Below are 15,514 nucleotides of genomic sequence, written 5' to 3'. Positions count from 1 at the left end.
CGGGAAAAATGCATCAGGGTCTGATGACCTTCGTGGCGACCTGAAGACTGGTGACTACGTCGAGCATATTCGTGGTCTCACCTGCCTTTTTCTTTTCCATAAGGCCAAAGTGTTCAAGGCAGGTGCCGCACACGAGCACGGTCACGCCGCCAGCTTCAAGGGCCTGAATCTTTTCCAGGCACGGATTGCCGTCGCAGGCAAGCTTTACGCCGCCGTTGACCATGACGATCCGCCACAGTTCGTCTCCCAATTCGGGAAGGGTGGCCAGAAAATTCATCATCAGCTTGGAGCCAAGTTCGTCATCACCGGAGCCTATGGTTTCCGTGCCGACAAAGACGGTTATCTTCTGGGCGGCGGGTTCCGCTGCGCGGGCGATCGCTTCATCCGTCATGGTTTCGCATTCCGTGCAGGATTCACCCTCGCGGTAGCCTTTGAGCGTGAACAGGCCGTCATTTTCCGTGGTGTCCACCGAGTAGCCTTTGGTGGACAGAAAGCGGGTCACGTTTTCCCGAGCAGCGCTGTTGTCCACGACGATGCTCAGGCTTGAAGGGGACTCCGCTTCAATGATGCGTTTGCATTCCAGTACCGGCTGGGGGCATGGCAGCCCTTGGCATTCAACTATGATGTCGGACATTGTTTTCTCCTTGATTGCCCAATGAATCACAGTGCTTGAAAGCGGTCAAATCGATTCAGGCTATCTTGATCGGTAAAGTCTATAGGAGTTGTCTATGATAGTCCGTCCTTGCCTTTTGCCGGAGCGTAAGGATACAAGGACCGCACGAGGCTTATACATGAAGATTTCCTTTGATCCCACAAGGCTGGCACCGGCCATTCATTGTCTGCATCGGCTGTGGTTCTCCACCATGCGTTATGAAAACAGTGAGCGTCTTGAGGTGCTTGATGATTTGTGGCGTGCTGGTAAGCCCGTGGTGTTGGCATTCTGGCATGAGGAAATATTCTCGGCGCTTGGGTGCAGTTATCTGACCGAGGCTCAATATGTTGCCTGCATCAGCCAGAGCAAGGACGGGGAAGTTATTTCACGCGTGGTGGAGCGGATGGGCTTCCAGACGGCCCGTGGGTCCAGCTCACGAGGTGGCGTGCGCGCTCTGTTGCAGGCCAAACGGGTCATGGAGCGCGAAAACAGAGTCGCGGTGTTCACCGTGGACGGTCCTCGCGGCCCTAGGCGACAATCCAAGGAAGGGCCCATTTTTCTTGCCCACAGGGCCGGTGCCGCCATTGTCCCCATTCGGGTGCATTGTTCCGGAAAGTATGTCTTCAGCAAGTCATGGGATCAGTTCCAGATTCCCTATCCGTTTACCCGCTGCCGGATTTCCATGGGAGATCCGTACACCATTGACGTTCCCAAGCTTGATGCGGACGTGATGCATAGCGAGAGGCAAAGGCTCGACCGCATTTTGGAAGCCCTGTAGATTTCGTGGCAATACGTCTTTTAAGGCACCCGTTGTTCGGGTGCTTTTTTTGTATCCAGAAGTCTTGAACAAATTCCGCTTGGCCCCTTGGCAAATCTCTCATTCCGTGTAGAATCCGAACTAACGTCCCGACTGTGTTTTCGGGGTTGTTTCGTAAACAATGTGCTGAAAATAAAGGAGAATGAAAATGCTCGTCAAACGCATGGAAGACGCCATCAACGATCAGATGAACTTTGAAATCTATTCGGCCCACATCTATCTTTCCATGGTTTCATATTTCGAGTCTCAGGGACTGCCCGGATTCGCTAATTGGATGCGCGCCCAGTATCAGGAGGAGATCTTCCACGCCATGAAGATGTTCGATTACCTGAACGAAGCAGGCGGCAGGGCGGTCATTTCCGCTCTCGACGCACCGACCACTGAATGGGAATCCCCTCTGGCGGCCTTCGAGAACGCCCTTGAGCATGAGCAGCTGGTCACCAGCCGCATCAACAACCTCATGGATATCGCACGCGAAGAGAGCGACCACGCCACCTCAATTTTCCTGCAGTGGTTCATTTCCGAGCAGGTGGAGGAAGAGGCCAGCGTGGGCGACATCGTGAACAAGCTCCGTCTGGTGGGTGACGGCGGCGCTCTGTTCATGCTGGATCGCGATCTCTCCACCCGCGTGTTCACCGCTCCCAAGGAGGAGTAACTACACCAAAGAGGGGGGAGGAATCATGAGCGATACGCCATACGACAGACTGTGCACCGCGGTGGAATACGCAGAAAAGAGCGTTGAATTCTACCGTGACGAACTGGACAGCTGCCCGGACGGGTTGGGCAGGGAAGTCTTTGAAACGCTTATGGAGCGCTCCGAGGACAACCTCGATTTCGTCAGCGCCGTTCAGGACTCGGTGGGCGAAGGAACTCCGTGGGATGCCGCTTGTAGCCTTCCGGCTGAACTGGAGGAAAGTCTCAAGGAGACCTTCGTTTCCCTTGCCGCAAAATACGAGGGCGACGCCTGCACCACGGAGAGCGGCACGGCCGAGCTTGGACTCGAAATGGAAAAGAGCGTGCTCGATTTCTATTCGGAGTGGGAAGACGAAGCCGATGACGATGTCGAGCGCCAGTTCGCAAAATACATGGCGGGCGTGCAGCGCGACAGCGTGAACATGCTGTCCGACCTCGTCTATTACTATGAAGATCCCGAGGGCTGGTCCATGTCGGGCAGCCTTGACGGGGCATGACCTCAAAAGGAGAGCGGATGTCGGCAACGAGCATCAACATACTTATCGGCGGTGAGGCCGGACAGGGGTTGGTCACGATTGGCCAGCTCATGGCCAAGGCTCTCGTGCGCGGCGGGTACCATGTTCTCGTGAATCAGGACTACATGTCCCGGGTTCGCGGCGGGCACAACTTCTTTGCCATAAGAACCGGTCCGGAACCCATTCACTGCGCCACGGAGGATGTGGATATTCTCGTGGCCATGAATGAGGAAACCATTGAGAAGCACCGGAAGCAGCTTACCGAGCGAAGCATTGTCGTGGCCGGTGAATCCATGGATACGAGCGACCTGAATAATGTGCTCAAAGTGCCCTTCAAAGAACTTGCCTCCAAGGAATTGTTCCATAATGTGGTGGCGCTTGGAGTGCTCGGTTCCGCCATCTGCTCCGACATTTCCATACTGGAAAACCTCCTGAGCCAGACCTTTGCCAAGAAAGGACAGGAGATCGTAGACGCGAACCTGGACGTGCTGCGCAAGTCCTACGACTGGGTGAAAGAACAGGACTACGACTTTGCCTGCATTCCGCCCGCTTCGGATGACGGCGTGGAACGGGTCATGATGAACGGCAACGAGGCCATCGCCATGGGTGCGCTGGCCGCCGGTGCCAACTTTCTTTCGTTCTATCCCATGACGCCATCGACGTCAGTGGCGCTCACGCTCATCGGCAAAGGCGCACCGCTCGGACTCAGGGCCGAGCAGATGGAGGACGAGATCGCCGCCGTCAATATGGCGCTCGGTGCTTCATGGGCGGGCGCAAGGCCTGTGGTCACCACTTCAGGCGGCGGCTTTGCGCTTATGGTGGAAGGAATCAGCCTTGCCGGCATCACGGAAACACCGTTGGTGATGATCCTCGTGCAGCGTCCGGGGCCCGCCACCGGGTTGCCCACCCGGACCGAACAGGGCGACTTGAATCTGGCCCTCTATGCCGGACACGGTGAGTTTCCGAGAGCTATCTTTGCGCCCGGAAGCGCGGACGACTGCTTTGAGTTGACCCACCGTGCCTTCGATCTCACCGAACGGTATCAGACACCCATGTATGTGCTTTCGGACCAGTATCTGGCCGATGCATACACCGCCATTGAACCGTTCGACCTCAACGGCCTGCCAGAAGTTGCCGGACCGGTTCTTGAGCCGGAGAACGCCAAGGAATACAAGCGGTATGCCCTTGGTGAATCCTGCGTTTCCCCTCGCGCCATCCCTGGCTTTTCCGAAGCGCTTGTGAAGGTGGACTCCGATGAGCACGACGAGCACGGGCACATCGTGGAGGACGCGGAAAACCGCGTGGCCCAGAACAGCAAGCGGCTTTGCAAAGGCTGCGAACTCTGGGAGGAGACGATCCCGCCGTCCTATTATGGCGAGGATGAGCCCGACATGCTCTTCGTCTGCTGGGGCAGCAGCGTCGGCCCCTGCCTTGAAGCCATGGAGGCGTTCGATGGCAAGGCGGCCGTGCTGCATTTCCGGCAGGTGTTCCCGCTCAAGGAGGACCAGTTCATGCCATACCTTGAAAAGGCAGGTACCGTGGTCAGCGTGGAAGGCAATGCAACCGGACAGTTTGCCCGGCTGTTGAGGCAGGAGACCGGCTTTGAAATATCGAGCTTTATTCTTCGCTTCGATGGCAGGCCGCTTACTTCCCGGTACATTCTGGCCGGACTTGAAAGCATCCGATAGGCACGGAGGACGATTATGACGACAGCAGACGATTACGGAAAGTTCGAAACCGCCTGGTGCCCGGGATGCGGCAATGCCGGAATACTCAAGAGCCTCAAGAAGGCTCTTGCGGAAATGGATATCCCCCCGCATAAGCTCGGCATGGTCTCCGGCATCGGGCAGGCAGCCAAGACCCCACAGTACATGAATTGCAATATGTTCAATGGATTGCACGGCAGATCACTCCCGGCAGGACAGGGCGCCAAGCTCGCCAACCCTGAACTGACGGTCATCGTGGAATCCGGTGACGGTTGCAGCTACGGTGAAGGCGGAAACCACTTTCTGGCAGCCGTGCGACGTAACGTGGATATCACGCTGCTGGCGCACGACAACCAGATCTATGGTCTCACCAAGGGCCAGGCCAGCCCCACCACAGCCCAAGGACAGAAGACCAAGGCGCAGCCGTTTGGGGCTCCCAGTGATCCCTTCAATCCGGTAATGGTGGCCACGGCCATGCAGGCTGGATTTGTGGCGCGCGCTTTTTCCGGTGATATGGAGCACCTCACGGAGATGATCAAACTGGCGGTCCAGCATAAGGGATTCTCCATGGTGGACATTCTTCAGCCATGCGTCTCATTCAACAAGGTCAATACATTCAAGTGGTACAAGGATCGTTGCTACCGTCTTGAGGACCATGATCCAACCGATTGGGCGGCGGCCATGGAGAAGGCCTCGGAGTTCGGCGACAGCATTCCCATCGGGGTGATCTGGAAGAGCGACAAGCCGGTTTTCGGCGAAGGCAACCCGGCAATGGACGGGGAACCTCTTGCCACCAGAAAATACGACAAGGCTGATCTCGAAAAGATCATCCAATCATTCGCATGATCATTCAGGGGCTTCGGCCCCTGTTTTTTTGGGGAGGATAATTATGAAAAATGTCGCATTATTCGCCTTTAACGGTGAAATCATGTGCTTTGTCCACGTCCTGCTCAACGGGTTGGACATGAAGGAAAAAGGCTGGAATGCCGGGATCGTTTTCGAGGGTGCATCCGTGCAGTTGGTGGAGCAGCTCTCGGCGAGCAGCAATCCTTTCCACGAGCTTTACGTCTCGGCAAAATCCAAAGGGATCATCCTCGGGGCCTGCAAGGCCTGCTCGGCAAAGCTTGGAGCGCTCAAGGCAGTAGAGGCGGAAGGGCTGCCTCTTCTGGACGACATGAAAGGGCATCCATCCATGCAGGCTTACATGGAGAAGGGATACGAGATAATTACCTTTTAACTTGAAAATCTCACGTAAAAAACAAGGCGGCCTTACTGGTCGCCTTTTTTAATGCTCTGGAATGAATCAGGATTTTAGGTAGGCAGAGAAAGGACTTTTGATTTCTTCAAGTGTTTCTTCAATAACCATCGGGACCGTCTTTGCGAAGAAATCAAGCAGGATGACGGCGTTGACGCTTGAATCCGAACGGGAAGCAAGCCGCAGTCTGCGGGCGAGGGAAATGTTGACCATCTCCATGTCTCTGTAGATGCGGGACAGACCGCTCATATCCTCGTCATAGCTCAGGCCGCCTTGTTGGCGAAAATACTGGGCGAGCATGTACATGGAGGTTGAGCGATAGATGGTTTCTTCTTCGGTGGAGAAGGGCAGGTGGAATTTCGCCATTGGCCGGAACCACGTTGTGTGCGGGCAGCCGCATGTGGGGATGACGAGGCCGAGAAGCGAGCTGAGACCGCGTTGGACCGTCGTGTCAGCCGAAATGGTTCGTTCCGGGGTCGTGACCGTGACGTCCGCACGGTCATGGGATACCACGTCGTGGAATCGTTCGATAATATCGATGATTCGTAGGGCAAGTGGGCAGTATTCCTCGTCGAGATTGCATTTCGGACATTGTTCCGTACTCATGGATGCCCAGTCCGGCGGATCGGCCGGAATGGGGCCCATGTATTCGACTGTTTGCGGGTCGAATTTCAGATCGAAATGCTCGGTCCGCATGGAGTTCAGTTTGAAGGAATACTGAATGCGCATGATAGGAATGTAGCCCGATTGGCGGACCAAAACAAGACGACAGGTCTGCGCATATGTTGATTATAATGAAAATGCCCCGGTCTTGCCGGGGCATTTTTATGAATCTAGCGGGTAAGCTTGCGGAATTTGATGCGATGAGGGCGCGTAGCCTCGTCGCCAAGGCGTTTTTTGCGGTCGGCCTCGTATTCCGTGTAGTTGCCTTCGAAAAACTCCACTTTGGAGTCGCCTTCGAACGCCATGATGTGGGTGGCGATACGGTCGAGGAACCAGCGATCGTGGCTGATGACCAGCACGCAGCCGGCAAAGTTCTCGATCCCTTCTTCAAGGGCGCGCATGGTGTTCACGTCGAGGTCGTTGGTCGGTTCGTCGAGCATGATCACGTTGGCGCCGGACTTGAGCATGGTGGCCAGATGCAGGCGGTTGCGTTCACCGCCGGAGAGTACGCCGACCTTCTTCTGCTGGTCGCCCCCGAGGAAGTTGAAGCGTCCGCAGTAGGCGCGGGCGTTCACTTCGCGGCCGCCGAGCAGGATGGTGTCGCGACCGCCGCTGAGGGTCTCGTACACCGTTTTGTCGGGATCAAGGGATGCACGGTCCTGATCCACGTATGCCAGATCCACCGTTTCCCCCACGTTGAGGGTCCCGGAGTCAGGCTGTTCCTGTCCGGCGATCATCTTGAAAAGAGTGGACTTACCCGCGCCGTTGGGGCCGATGATGCCCACGATGGCATTGGGGGGGATGATGAAGTTCATGTCCTCCACCAGCAGGCGGTCGCCCATGGCCTTGGAAACGTTGTCCGCCTCGACGACCTTCTTGCCCAGGCGGTTCCCCGGCGGAATGTAGATCTCCAGCTCTTTGCCCCTGTCCACGGACTCATGGGAAAGCATGGACTCGTATGCGTTCAGGCGCGCCTTGGATTTCTTCTGGCGGCCCTTGGGGGACATGCGCGCCCATTCCAGTTCGCGTTGGAGAGTGCGGCGGCGTTCGGATTCCTTTTTCTCTTCCAGTTCAAGGCGCTTTTCCTTCTGTTCGAGCCAGGAGGAGTAGTTGCCTTTCCAGGGAATGCCGCGGCCGCGGTCGAGTTCGAGAATCCAACCGGCCACGTTGTCGAGGAAGTAGCGGTCGTGAGTGACGGCGATGACGGTTCCGGGGAAGGTGCTGAGATATTTTTCCAGCCAGCCCACGGATTCTGCGTCGAGGTGGTTGGTCGGTTCGTCAAGCAGCAGGATGTCCGGGTTCTGCAAGAGCAGACGCACGAGGGCCACGCGACGTTTTTCACCGCCGGAAATGTTCGGGACCGGGGTGTCGCCGGGCGGGCAGCGCAGAGCGTCCATGGCCATTTCAAGCTTGGAGTCGATGTCCCAGGCTCCCTTGCTGTCCATGAGTTCCTGAACCTCGGACTGGCGCTGGATCAGCGCGTCCATTTCGTCGGCCTCCATGGGCTCGGCGAATTTGGCATTGATCTCGTTGAATTCGTTGACGAGATCAAGCACTTCCTTGGCGGCTTCTTCGACGACCTCGCGCACGGTGCGGGTTTCATTTTGAAGCGGTTCCTGCTCAAGGTAGCCGAGGGTGTAGCCCGGAGAAACGTGGGTTTCGCCTTCGAAATCCTGATCCTCGCCAGCGAGGATACGCAGCAGAGAACTCTTACCGGAGCCGTTCAGGCCCAGCACGCCGATCTTGGCACCGTAGAAGTAGGACAGGGAGATGTCCTTGAGCACTTCCTTGGTGTTGTGCCGCTTGGACACCTTGTACATGGAATAGATGATCTTTTCAGAATCACTCATTATCAGAATACCTCTCGGTTGGTTTCTTCATCGGGTTGCCGACTGTTTTGCAGACCAGAAGGGTTTTGTCCAGCCAAACCGGACCGCGTCTGCCGGGTATAAAAAAGGAGGACGCCCGCATGAGGCGTCCTCCTTGAGGATGCGTTCGGGGCGGCTAGTCCAGTTTCTTTCTGGCGGTGCCTTCGGTGTAGAAGGGCAGGGAACCGCGCTTGGCTTCCAGTTCCACACGTGCAGTCTTGACAACGTATTTGTCGTGTTCGGCTTCGTCGGCCTTGACGTAGGCGAGCGCGATGCTGTGGCCGAGGCTCGGGCCGAAGGAGCCGCTGGTGACCACGCCGACCTCTTCGCCCGAGGGCAGGCAGACCTTGTCGTGGTGTCGTGCCGTGCGGCGGCCTTCGATGGTCAGCGGGATCAGCTTTTCACGGACAGTGCCGAGCTCGGATTTGCCGATGTAGTCGGATTCCTTTTTCAGGAAGAAGCCGGCTCCGGATTCTTCGGGTGTGTGCTCGGTATCAAGGTCCTGCCCGTAAAGCGGCAGGCCGACTTCGAGACGAAGGGTGTCGCGCGCGCCGAGCCCGACGGGCATGACCCGTTCGTCCGAAATCAGCTTCTTCCAGAGTTTTTCGGCCTTGTCTGCGGGAAGGTAGAGCTCGTAGCCGAGTTCGCCGGTATAGCCGGTACGGCTGACGATCATGGGATCATCGTCCCATTCTATCTGTTCGAAGTTGAAATACTTGAGGTGGTTCCAGCTGCCGCCGAGCGCGCCTTCCAGCACTTCAAGGCTCTGCGGGCCCTGCACGTCGATTTTCGCCATGGTTTCGGAGATGTCGCAGAGATCAAGCCCATCGGGAAGATGCGAGGCGATCCACTCGTAGTCGCTGGCGCGGCAGGCCCCGTTGACCACCAACATGTATACGTCCTCGGCTTGGCAATAGATGATGAGGTCGTCAAGGATGCCGCCCTTTTCGTTGAGCATGAACCCGTAGCGGCACTTGCCCGGTGCAAGGGTGTTCAGGTCGTGAGTGACGATCTTGTTGAGAGCATCCTTGGCGCCGTCGCCGGAAAGACGAAATTCGCCCATGTGGCTTATGTCGAAAATGCCGCACTTCTCGCGGGTGTGCTTGTGCTCGGCCATGATGCCCTTGTATTGCACGGGCATGTCGAACCCGGCAAAGGGAGCCATTTTCGCACCGTTCTCGCGGTGCCAGCCGGAGAGTGGGGTCAGCAAGAGTTCTTCCACGATATCCTCCTTGAAGGGTGGGGCTTAGTAGTATCCGAAAGGTGGAACCTCGGGAGCGGAGGTTCTGGATTTCCGAATGGATCGGAATTCATCTATGAGAGCCACGAGGCGGCCGTAATTCTTTTTTATCTTCTGGCCGTACTCAGAAAGCTCTTCGTCCTTTTTCTCAATGTAGTTTCGTCGCAGGTACCCGTTGTTGATCATGTCATCGCCGATGACCAGCACCTTTGAAACCAGATTGTCGAAGTAGTTGACTATCTCGTATTTCAAGTCGTTCAGGATCTCGGTGGAGAGCTGAAGCATCTCAAGGTAATTGATCGTCCGACCCATGTGCTTCCTGTTGCGGATGTCTTCAAGGCGGCGCACCTTGCGAGCCTGCTGAATCTGGCTGTATTTGGCCCAGACGTCCTGATAGAGTGAGTTGAGTTCATTGAATATTTCGTAGTTATCCGGAGCAAGCAGGTATCCGTCGAGGACGCGAACGACCTTGGAGTAGAATTCATCAGAATAATCAACGATGCGGTGCAGGTGCTTGGAAAGCCATGAGTAGAGAAATTTGAGCCGCTTTTCGTGGGTGTCCGTGTCCTTGACCATTTCGCGACGATAGGTGGCGCTGCCCCTGTATTCGCCGCGTACGATGTCGTTGAGACGCAGGATCATGTTCTGGGCGTCCTGAATGATGTTCAGGTGGTCCAGCACGCGCCCGGTTTCAGGGTGTATGACTTCCTGACGCAGGACGGACAGTGCGCGGTCTTCACGAACGTTTTTGGGGCTGTACCGGTGCTGTTGGTAGATAACCCGCAGGATTACAACCCGCTTTTTCGGATCGACAAAAAAGCCCTGATCCTTGAGCAGTGCTATGGTTTCCTTCTGGTTGGAGCTCACCTGAACCAATGCGATCTTGTCCACCCGCGGAAAGGTCTGGCGTTTGCCGGATTGATCAACTGCGGAGGAAAGCGTGGTGATCGTTCGGTCGCTCTGGCCGAGCACGCGGACAAAGAAATGTTCGCCGAGCCGGTGAAGTCGCCGAGCAAACAGGGATGCCGAGGTTCTGCGTTCCGAAACGATGGGGAATCCATGCAGTTCCATGAGGAACTGATACACGAACAGTCGGTTGCATTCGTACATCAGGTTGTCGCCCGGCTTGAATTTGCCGATATTCAGCCCGAACTGCTTGAGTTCGCTGTCCAGATTGGAGGGCAGGGAGGCATAGATTCCCGAGAGGGAGTAATATCCGGCCGCGTCGCGCGAGATGACGTGCGCGCGTTCAAGTTCAAGCAGGAACGGTAGCATCCGGGCATAGTGGTCCATCCCGCAGATGTCGTCCCCTTCAAATTCCGAAAGGAAATCCTGATGGTTGCGCTTGGGAAGGCGACTCTGGAAAGTGCGCTGGTTTGCGGAATAGACATTGTTTTCCAGCAGGCAGGCCTTATCCACCTCCTGGCTGTCCTGCCAGTCGAAAATGGAGTGAAGCGCATCGTATTGAAACAGTTCGCGAAAGGCGTCAAGGGGCCTGTCCAGCACCACGAGGCTGAATCCCGGAAGTTCTTTGTATTCGTAAAGATCAACCTCGAAAGAGGGGAGCAGTTCGCGGGATTCCACCAGCGGGTAATTCGCGTTTTCGAAATAGGGCTTGATCAGGCAGTATTTGATATGAAGCCAGTCGAGCATCCGACGCAGTTGTCCGAGATCCTCGACAGAGCATGGCTCGTTGCCTGCCTCGTTTTCCGGTCCATAATAACCGGGCGCTTTGGAAAATGCCTTTCGCCACATATCGATTTGCTTGTTTGCCCGTTTTTTGTCAAAAAAGGCGGTGTATTCTGGAAAATTGCATAACCATACCCTTATGAAGGCCAAAACACAATGGCTCGGCTTAAATGCGTGAAAATCGCGTGAGCATTCACGGTTCAAAGTGAGTTGACAATCAGTGCAAACTCGGCATAGTATTCCTTCTGGATTTGCAACTAACTGAAAAAGCAGTAATAATTTCAGGTAGGACCATGAAGAAGAAAGATCAGTGCCCTCGGGTAAAAATAAATGAACAGCACTGTAACTGCTCGTACACTTGTGAAAAGCACGCCCTGTGCTGCGAGTGTCTGCATTACCATCGGCAGCGTAGCGAGCTGCCCGCCTGTTACTTCAGCACTGAAGAGGAGCGGACCTACAATCGTAGTGTCGAGTTCTTCATACAACGCAGGACCGGCAGGTAGACCCCGGTCACAAACCGGATACCAGATCAAGGGCGGCACAAGTCGCCCTTTTTTGTTGGAGGAAGGATGAGCAATTACGCGGAATGGCTCGCAGCGGCCAGATCAATCGTGGAACGGTCCGGAGATATTGTTCGCGGGAACAACCTCAAGCCGCGGAACATACGTCACAAGGGGCGCATCGACCTTGTCACCGATACTGATGTCGCAGTGGAGGAGTTTCTCAAGGAAGAGCTGCTCAAGGCATTTCCCACCTCCCGTTTTCTGGCGGAGGAGAGCGCCGGGGATGCCGGGCTGCAGGATATGACGTGGGTGATCGACCCTGTGGACGGGACCNCAAACTTCGCTCACGGGCTCCCATTCGTGGCTACCTCTGTCGCTTTGTGGCATCAGGGGCAGGTGGTTCTGGGAGTCGTGAACCTGCCGCTCATGAATGAACTGTTTGCCGCTTCCCTGGGTGGCGGCACTACCCTGAATGGCAAGCCTGTCACTGTTTCCAGTACCGAAATGATTGAGGAATCGCTTTTTGCGACCGGTTTTCCGTACGCAATCGGCGAACACCTTGAAGGAATACTTGAACGTTTGCGGCGACTTCTCCCGTTGGTCCGCGGTGTTCGAAGGCCCGGTGCGGCTGCGCTTGATCTGGCCTATGTCGCTTGCGGGCGGTATGACGCTTTTTATGAGGAGGCCTTGAACCCGTGGGATACGGCTGCGGGCATGTTGCTCGTGACCGAAGCGGGCGGAAGGGTGAGCCGTGTCGATACCGAGTCATACAGGCCGGGCGATCCGGACATTCTGGCCACGAACGGTACTATTCACGAAAAGGCGTCGGAGATGCTGGTTCTCTAAAAGGGGAAGGCGAGGCCCGATTCCCAGAGGGTCACCAGTCCCGGCGTGAGCAACTCCCGGAAATCCTTGATGAGGCAGGTGAGTTCTTCCGAGGTGAAAAAGTACCCGTCCTCCACTTCGTCGCCATTGGGAGCGGGCAACTGCGTGATTTTCGGCGTGGTAAAGATGCTCACGAACTCGTAGCCGGTTTCCGGGCATGAGGGGAATTGCCGGATGAGGTTGAGGCGGTCCACTTCCAGCCGCAGTTCACTGGACAGTATTCGTTGCGCGGCGTCGAGGTTGGATTCCTGTGGCAGCGTATGGCCTCGGGCCGAGACATCCCAGCGGCCCGGGTAGAAGCGCTTTCTGGCGCTGCGTTTCTGCAGGAACAGTTTGTTCTGCTGGTCGTAAACGAGAATCTGAACCGAACGGTGCGGCAGCAACTGGCGATGCACTTCGTCACGCGACAGCAGCGCGATGGGCCGATTGGTGTCGTCCATCACTTCCTGCAGTTCATCCTGGGTGGCGTTATTTTTTGATTTTTCGTGCATCTGAGAGGTCCGAGGGCTTTTGTCGCGCAGTGAAAACGTGTATACACAAGAACACGCCGTTTTTCCAGCATGGAATGGAAGGCGGTTTTACCGGGAACATCATGAAGCAGTTGAGAATTTTCACAGCCGGAGCCGAAGAGGTGTCCGGCATTCTCCGTGTCGAACATGCCTGTTTTGAGTGTCGCTGGGCGCGCAGCCAGTATCTGGCGGGCCTTGAACGAGGGAATCTCCGGCTTATGGCCGCCTCGAACGACTCGGAGGTGACCGTGGGGTATGTGGCATATTCCTGCATTGCCGGAGAAATGGAAATTCTCAATATTGCCGTCATGCCGGAGTACAGACGCGGAGGCACGGGAAGGCGTCTCCTGCGGGCCGCTCTGGATGATGGTGCCGCGAGTGGAGCAGAAGCCTGCTTTCTTGACGTTCGTACTTCGAACATCCCGGCCATCAGGCTTTACGAGGAATTTGGTTTTGAAATGACCGGCAGAAGGAAGCGTTATTATCCCGACAACCGGGAAGACGCACTTTTGTTCCGTCTGGATATGGGGGGACTCCCCCGGGATAAAGCTGGAGCGTAATAATGCAATACATCGATCAAATGGACATCAAGGGAAAGAAGCTTCTTTTTCGAGTGGATTTCAACGTACCTCTGGACGGCTCGACCATCACGGACGACAACCGGATCCGTGCTGTCGTGCCGACGTTGCGCTATGCCATGGAGCAGGGCGCAGCGGTTATCGTTTGCGCGCACCTTGGAAAGCCCAAGGGGCAGGTCGTGCCGGAACTCACGCTGGCGCCGATTGCCAAACGGCTTGGCGAACTGCTGGAGACCGACGTGGCCCTTGCTCCCGATTGTGTCGGTCCTGACGTTGAGTCCATGGCGGCCTCGCTTCAGCCCGGACAGGTCATGATGCTCGAAAACCTTCGTTTTCATAAGGAAGAGCAGGGCAAGACAGCCGAGGATCGCGGCGACTTCGGCAAACAGCTTGCTTCACTGGCGGACATTTACGTCAATGACGCTTTTGGCGTGGCCCACAGAGCCAACGCGTCCGTGGTGGACGTTCCCGCTCATGCAAAGGACTGTTGCATCGGATTCCTCATGAAGAAGGAATGGGAGTATCTCGGCACCGCTCTTGCCGATCCGAAGCGCCCGTTCGTGGCGGTTTCCGGAGGCGCCAAGGTATCGTCCAAGTTGGGCATTCTCTACAATCTGCTTGGAAAGGTCGATCACATCATTATAGGTGGCGCAATGGCCAATACCTTCCTTGCCGCTCAGGGGCATGGCGTTGGTAAGTCCCTTGTGGAGAACGATCTTTTCGACGAAGCTCTCAAGATCATGGAGACCGCGCGTCAGAAAGGCTCTCAAATCCATCTCCCTCAGGATTTCGTTTACGCCGACTCTCCCGATGCGGATAAGGCGAACGGTTCTTGCGGTGCTGACTGTATTCCCGAGGACATGATGGTTCTTGATATCGGCCCGGAAAGCATCGAGACTTTCAAGAAAGTGCTGGATGGAGCCGGGACCGTGGTCTGGAACGGGCCCATGGGGCTGTTTGAAACTCCCGCCTTTGCCGAAGGCTCCATGGAGCTCTGCAAGGTTATGGCGGATATGCCCGAAGCCGTGACCATTGTCGGCGGCGGCGACACGGATGCCGTGGTGCACAAGGCCGGGCTGACCGAACGGTTCAGCTTTATTTCCACCGGCGGCGGCTCGTTTCTCGAATTTCTGGAAGGCAAGGAATTGCCTGCCTTTAAAGCTCTCAAGGAGTGTTTTGCCAAATGAAAAAACTGATGGCAGCCAACTGGAAGATGTACAAAAACAGGGCGGATGCCCTGTCCACGGCACAGGAGCTTCGCAAGCTCGTTTCCGACAAGCTCCCCGAAGACCGCGAAGTGTTGATCTTCCCGCCGTTCACCTCCATTGACCGCGTGGCCGAAGCGTTCTCGGGCGCTCAGGGATTTCATGTGGGCGGACAGGATTACTATCTGCATGAGGAAGGGGCCTATACCGGCGAAATATCTCCGTCCATGCTCAAGGACGCAGGGGCGGGCTGGGGGTTGACCGGTCACTCGGAAAGGCGTCATGTGCTGGGTGAGGATGACGAACTGGTCGGTCAGAAAACAGCCTACGGCCTCCAGCAGGGCCTGAACGTCTGCCTGTGCATCGGTGAGACCATCGAACAGCGCAAGGGCGGCAAGGTGCAGGAAGTCATCGACCGTCAGCTTGCAGCGGGCGTGCGCAATGTGGACCGCGATCTGGACCCCGCTCGCCTTGCCGTGGCCTATGAACCTGTCTGGGCAATCGGCACCGGAGAGGTGGCCGGTTCCGAGGAAATCGAAGAGGCCCATGGGCTGACCCGAAAAAAGCTTTTGGAGCTCTTCGGAGATAAGGCTAATGAAATTAGGATATTGTACGGAGGAAGTGTCAAGCCTGCCAACGTGTCCGGGATTATTTCCCTTGACAATGTGGACGGAGTGTTGGTAGGAGGCGCGAGCTTAGCGAGTGACAGTTTCGCCGAGATTGTGCTCGGGTAGTC

17 protein-coding genes are annotated in these 15,514 nt (G+C 56.2%); 11 read left to right on the top strand and 6 right to left on the bottom strand.

The window, feature by feature from the left end; all coding sequences use genetic code 11:
* Positions 1-13 precede the first annotated feature (13 nt).
* A complete protein-coding gene (gene yedF / locus B149_RS0111070; protein WP_018125225.1) occupies positions 14-634 on the bottom strand; it encodes a sulfurtransferase-like selenium metabolism protein YedF in 621 nt (206 codons plus the stop codon).
* A gap of 157 nt (positions 635-791) precedes the next feature.
* Between yedF and B149_RS0111065 the strand changes: the two genes are divergently transcribed.
* The 6 genes from B149_RS0111065 to B149_RS0111040 all read left to right on the top strand — a co-directional run bounded on the left by B149_RS0111065 (position 792) and on the right by B149_RS0111040 (position 5,620).
* Complete coding sequence (locus tag B149_RS0111065) at positions 792-1,430, top strand: lysophospholipid acyltransferase family protein (protein ID WP_018125224.1); 639 nt, start codon at positions 792-794, stop codon at positions 1,428-1,430.
* Between the two features lie 187 nt (positions 1,431-1,617).
* The gene (locus B149_RS0111060) at positions 1,618-2,124 is read left to right on the top strand and encodes a ferritin (protein WP_018125223.1); all 507 of its coding nucleotides are present in this window, start codon (positions 1,618-1,620) and stop codon (positions 2,122-2,124) included.
* A gap of 25 nt (positions 2,125-2,149) precedes the next feature.
* A complete protein-coding gene (locus tag B149_RS0111055; protein ID WP_018125222.1) occupies positions 2,150-2,659 on the top strand; it encodes a ferritin family protein in 510 nt (169 codons plus the stop codon).
* 17 nt (positions 2,660-2,676) lie between these two features.
* Positions 2,677-4,365 carry a 2-oxoacid:acceptor oxidoreductase subunit alpha gene (locus B149_RS0111050; RefSeq protein ID WP_018125221.1) on the top strand — a complete coding sequence of 563 codons (1,689 nt, stop codon included), beginning with the start codon at positions 2,677-2,679 and terminating at the stop codon, positions 4,363-4,365.
* Between the two features lie 15 nt (positions 4,366-4,380).
* Entirely contained in the window at positions 4,381-5,229 is an 849-nt protein-coding gene (locus B149_RS0111045) for a 2-oxoacid:ferredoxin oxidoreductase subunit beta (protein ID WP_018125220.1), read from the top strand.
* Positions 5,230-5,272: 43 nt separating this feature from the next.
* Entirely contained in the window at positions 5,273-5,620 is a 348-nt protein-coding gene (locus B149_RS0111040; protein WP_018125219.1) for a hypothetical protein, read from the top strand.
* A gap of 66 nt (positions 5,621-5,686) precedes the next feature.
* On the opposite strand, the gene B149_RS0111035 is transcribed toward B149_RS0111040, so the two are convergent.
* The 4 genes from B149_RS0111035 to B149_RS0111015 form a co-directional block, all read right to left on the bottom strand.
* On the bottom strand, positions 5,687-6,367 hold the full coding sequence (locus B149_RS0111035) for a DUF6901 family protein (RefSeq protein WP_018125218.1): 681 nt from the start codon (positions 6,365-6,367) through the stop codon (positions 5,687-5,689).
* Between the two features lie 104 nt (positions 6,368-6,471).
* A complete protein-coding gene (gene ettA / locus B149_RS0111030; RefSeq protein ID WP_018125217.1) occupies positions 6,472-8,151 on the bottom strand; it encodes an energy-dependent translational throttle protein EttA in 1,680 nt (559 codons plus the stop codon).
* Between the two features lie 154 nt (positions 8,152-8,305).
* Positions 8,306-9,391, bottom strand: a complete 1,086-nt coding sequence (gene gcvT / locus B149_RS0111020) for a glycine cleavage system aminomethyltransferase GcvT (protein WP_018125215.1) — start codon at positions 9,389-9,391, stop codon at positions 8,306-8,308.
* Positions 9,392-9,415: 24 nt separating this feature from the next.
* Positions 9,416-11,164, bottom strand: a complete 1,749-nt coding sequence (locus B149_RS0111015) for a hypothetical protein (protein WP_018125214.1) — start codon at positions 11,162-11,164, stop codon at positions 9,416-9,418.
* 227 nt (positions 11,165-11,391) lie between these two features.
* On the opposite strand from B149_RS0111015, the gene B149_RS18720 reads away from it, so the two are divergent.
* Positions 11,392-11,601 (top strand): hypothetical protein, encoded by a 210-nt coding sequence (locus B149_RS18720; RefSeq protein WP_083909214.1) that lies wholly within the window; start codon positions 11,392-11,394, stop codon positions 11,599-11,601.
* A gap of 66 nt (positions 11,602-11,667) precedes the next feature.
* The gene (locus B149_RS0111010) at positions 11,668-12,447 is read left to right on the top strand and encodes an inositol monophosphatase family protein (RefSeq protein ID WP_018125213.1); all 780 of its coding nucleotides are present in this window, start codon (positions 11,668-11,670) and stop codon (positions 12,445-12,447) included.
* Here B149_RS0111010 and B149_RS0111005 read toward each other — a convergent pair.
* A complete protein-coding gene (locus B149_RS0111005) occupies positions 12,444-12,977 on the bottom strand; it encodes an NUDIX hydrolase (RefSeq protein ID WP_018125212.1) in 534 nt (177 codons plus the stop codon). The genes B149_RS0111010 and B149_RS0111005 overlap by 4 nt on opposite strands.
* A 101-nt stretch (positions 12,978-13,078) precedes the next feature.
* Between B149_RS0111005 and rimI the strand changes: the two genes are divergently transcribed.
* Genes rimI through tpiA form a run of 3 tightly spaced genes read left to right on the top strand, consistent with a single transcriptional unit; the run spans position 13,079 to position 15,512 of the window.
* Positions 13,079-13,555, top strand: a complete 477-nt coding sequence (gene rimI / locus B149_RS0111000) for a ribosomal protein S18-alanine N-acetyltransferase (protein WP_040372680.1) — start codon at positions 13,079-13,081, stop codon at positions 13,553-13,555.
* Between the two features lie 2 nt (positions 13,556-13,557).
* Positions 13,558-14,760, top strand: coding sequence for a phosphoglycerate kinase (locus B149_RS0110995; RefSeq protein ID WP_018125210.1), 1,203 nt, complete (start codon positions 13,558-13,560; stop codon positions 14,758-14,760).
* A complete protein-coding gene (gene tpiA, locus B149_RS0110990; RefSeq protein WP_018125209.1) occupies positions 14,757-15,512 on the top strand; it encodes a triose-phosphate isomerase in 756 nt (251 codons plus the stop codon). The genes B149_RS0110995 and tpiA overlap by 4 nt, the downstream gene beginning before the upstream one ends.
* Positions 15,513-15,514: the final 2 nt, after the last annotated feature.

This window comes from Desulfovibrio oxyclinae DSM 11498 (assembly GCF_000375485.1).
GTDB lineage: Bacteria > Desulfobacterota > Desulfovibrionia > Desulfovibrionales > Desulfovibrionaceae > Pseudodesulfovibrio > Pseudodesulfovibrio oxyclinae.
This window is presented reverse-complemented; position numbering and strand designations above follow the sequence as displayed.

Excerpts from the sequence above, each read along its gene's own strand:
- B149_RS0111035 (WP_018125218.1), bottom strand. The coding sequence starts at position 6,367 with ATGCGCATTCAGTATTCCTTCAAACTGAACTCCATGCGGACCGAGCAT.
- B149_RS0111015 (WP_018125214.1), bottom strand. The coding sequence starts at position 11,164 with ATGTGGCGAAAGGCATTTTCCAAAGCGCCCGGTTATTATGGACCGGAA.
- B149_RS0111045 (WP_018125220.1), top strand. The coding sequence starts at position 4,381 with ATGACGACAGCAGACGATTACGGAAAGTTCGAAACCGCCTGGTGCCCG.
- B149_RS0111005 (WP_018125212.1), bottom strand. The coding sequence starts at position 12,977 with ATGCACGAAAAATCAAAAAATAACGCCACCCAGGATGAACTGCAGGAA.
- B149_RS0111050 (WP_018125221.1), top strand. The coding sequence starts at position 2,677 with ATGTCGGCAACGAGCATCAACATACTTATCGGCGGTGAGGCCGGACAG.
- tpiA (WP_018125209.1), top strand. The coding sequence starts at position 14,757 with ATGAAAAAACTGATGGCAGCCAACTGGAAGATGTACAAAAACAGGGCG.
- B149_RS18720 (WP_083909214.1), top strand. The coding sequence starts at position 11,392 with ATGAAGAAGAAAGATCAGTGCCCTCGGGTAAAAATAAATGAACAGCAC.
- B149_RS0110995 (WP_018125210.1), top strand. The coding sequence starts at position 13,558 with ATGCAATACATCGATCAAATGGACATCAAGGGAAAGAAGCTTCTTTTT.
- rimI (WP_040372680.1), top strand. The coding sequence starts at position 13,079 with ATGAAGCAGTTGAGAATTTTCACAGCCGGAGCCGAAGAGGTGTCCGGC.
- ettA (WP_018125217.1), bottom strand. The coding sequence starts at position 8,151 with ATGAGTGATTCTGAAAAGATCATCTATTCCATGTACAAGGTGTCCAAG.
- B149_RS0111055 (WP_018125222.1), top strand. The coding sequence starts at position 2,150 with ATGAGCGATACGCCATACGACAGACTGTGCACCGCGGTGGAATACGCA.
- B149_RS0111060 (WP_018125223.1), top strand. The coding sequence starts at position 1,618 with ATGCTCGTCAAACGCATGGAAGACGCCATCAACGATCAGATGAACTTT.
- B149_RS0111040 (WP_018125219.1), top strand. The coding sequence starts at position 5,273 with ATGAAAAATGTCGCATTATTCGCCTTTAACGGTGAAATCATGTGCTTT.
- yedF (WP_018125225.1), bottom strand. The coding sequence starts at position 634 with ATGTCCGACATCATAGTTGAATGCCAAGGGCTGCCATGCCCCCAGCCG.
- B149_RS0111065 (WP_018125224.1), top strand. The coding sequence starts at position 792 with ATGAAGATTTCCTTTGATCCCACAAGGCTGGCACCGGCCATTCATTGT.